Below are 2,089 nucleotides of genomic sequence, written 5' to 3' on the forward strand. Positions count from 1 at the left end.
TTATGCGGGTATGTCCCATTTCGATATCCCTTGCGCTCCTCTGCCCGCTCATAACGTTCTGCATCCAACTGTTCGGTCACCTGCGCTTGTAAGACTTGATTCAATACGGATTCCAGCAGCTTGGCTACTCCCGCATCCTTACTATCTCCAATAAATAATTGATGCAAAATATTCGAATCTACGTTAATCTGATATTGAGCCATTTTCAAATCCACCTCACTAGTTTGTTGTGTCAGCAACTACATTCTACTTGAGGGGTTTGAATATGGCTCTCTTCATTTATTGGAAGAAGCTATTTTACACAATTATACGGACTCAACTCTTTGCACAAGGGAAGCTTTGTTTCGTGATGTCTTTTTCAAGTGAATCGAGTCATCACCTCTGCTTTCTGCGCCTATCGTTACAACTGATAGTGATGGTTCTCTTATTCGTAACCCTTTCACGGATTCAGGATAAATGAAGTTTAACTTATTTTGATTACTGGAGATTTTTATGCTATGAATGAAAAATAGGATGGAATAAGAAATAATAAGATGGCTCACGCGTAAAATTATGTAATTATATAAAAATTATATCTCAAAAGAAGGTATCAATAGAAAAACAAACTCTCATCGAAATAAAGGTTTGACAGCAATGAATCGGGTATCCCAGGCCGCCCGGCAAGGTGTGATCATGAATAGGAGAAATGTATTTGACATTGATATCTCTACTTGAAACATGAAAAAGCCTGTAGCCGGCATACATTGCCGCTACAGGCTTATTTACCAGAATGTCGGACAACTGAACAGGCCAAAGCCTGTCCTCGTACGAAGTCGATCCATCCCCCACTTAAAACCAGACGCTGTAAGGTTTTTGAAGTGAGGGACTTCTCGACTGAACACGTTAAAAATCAGTGGACAAAGAACATGTAAAGGCACTGTTGCATAAGCCTGGCTCTCAAGCCCTTCCGATAATCAATAGGGAGCCACACAGCTCCTGTGGTTGGAGATTGTTATGTGCAGCAAACAGCACACTCTCTCAGGCCTTGTCCAATGCTAAATTATCGGCTTCCTGTTCCGGATCGCTTAATGCTAAATTCATTCCAGATCGAGCCCTCTTCTTTCAGCAATTCTTTTCCATTCCAAATGATATCATAAATGTCACCCTCGTATGCAATGGCTCGGCCAAATGCAAATGAAATAAAATAGTCCTTCCAGGATTGGAAGATATGGCTGGCGGCATCAGCAGCTCTCTCGATATACCCCCATGCCTGTTCTTCGGTTAGATAACCAAGTATGTAGCTCCATCTTGCAATATTTACAGCGCGGTCAAAATCCCAGGCAGCCATGGTGTTCACCCGGTCAAAATCGGATTTCGCAAAGGAAAGCTTCTTCATCATCGCTTCTTGGGCTGATTTATAGCATTCCTGCGATTTCCCCACTTCATCATCGCTTCTTGGGCTGATTTATAGCATTCCTGCGATTTCCCCACTTCCTCCTCGGTAAAAGACTGGCCAGCTTGCAACGCCATAAGAAGCTGATCATACTTCGCACGATGCCCTTCCGTAAGCAGCCATTCCAGGGTTTGTACAGCCTCCTCCGTATTACTAACGTCCCAGGCTGAAGAAAGGCCTTCCTTCAAAGTTTCAGAATCTACCTTCACTTGCAGTATCCGTGGCGACTCAGACCGGTAAAGAGAGAGATTGGCCACTAGCGTTGCATCAATCTTTTCACGAAAATTTTCACTTCATAATTATCTATATTTGTAAGTTATTGAACTATATTCGTGGACAAAAATAAAGAAATCTCCTATTGTTGAGTTACCCTCAGCGTTATCCATAAAACGCTCAACAAAGGAGATTTCTATGGATAACGTACCGAATCAAAACGTCATTTGTCAATGCCTAAAATGGTTACATGTGAATTCCACTCGAGATAAGTCATTGGACTACCGAGCCCAAAAGTTGTTTGTCGGCGCTTCGACACTCTTGTTTGTAGAGGCACAGCTCCAGCAACGAGACTCATACAAAGTCATGTCAGAGCATGTAGCCGCTAATCCTGAATTTCAAGAACTGCTTGGACTCAAGAGCATAAGCGCTTCCCAACTATCG

General features: G+C 42.6%; 4 protein-coding genes. 1 reads left to right on the forward strand and 3 read right to left on the reverse strand.

Annotation, left to right across the window (positions count from 1 at the left end):
• From ABD76_RS19720 to ABD76_RS31015, 3 genes are all read right to left on the reverse strand, one after another.
• The coding region (locus tag ABD76_RS19720; protein ID WP_197258859.1) for a transposase at positions 1–203 on the reverse strand (203 nt) is incomplete at its 3' end.
• Between the two features lie 836 nt (positions 204–1,039).
• Positions 1,040–1,420: a DUF1266 domain-containing protein gene (locus ABD76_RS19725; protein WP_197258860.1), complete on the reverse strand. Its 381-nt coding sequence runs from the start codon at positions 1,418–1,420 to the stop codon at positions 1,040–1,042.
• Positions 1,375–1,689, reverse strand: coding sequence for a DUF1266 domain-containing protein (locus tag ABD76_RS31015; protein ID WP_420901960.1), 315 nt, complete (start codon positions 1,687–1,689; stop codon positions 1,375–1,377). Before ABD76_RS31015 ends, ABD76_RS19725 begins: the two co-directional genes overlap by 46 nt.
• Before the next feature lie 154 nt (positions 1,690–1,843).
• On the opposite strand from ABD76_RS31015, the gene ABD76_RS29020 reads away from it, so the two are divergent.
• Positions 1,844–2,089 (forward strand): hypothetical protein (locus ABD76_RS29020; protein ID WP_420901961.1); only part of this gene is annotated, 246 nt, incomplete at its 3' end.

The organism is Paenibacillus dendritiformis, from assembly GCF_015845845.1.
GTDB classification, from domain to species: Bacteria; Bacillota; Bacilli; order Paenibacillales; family Paenibacillaceae; genus Paenibacillus_B; species Paenibacillus_B dendritiformis_C.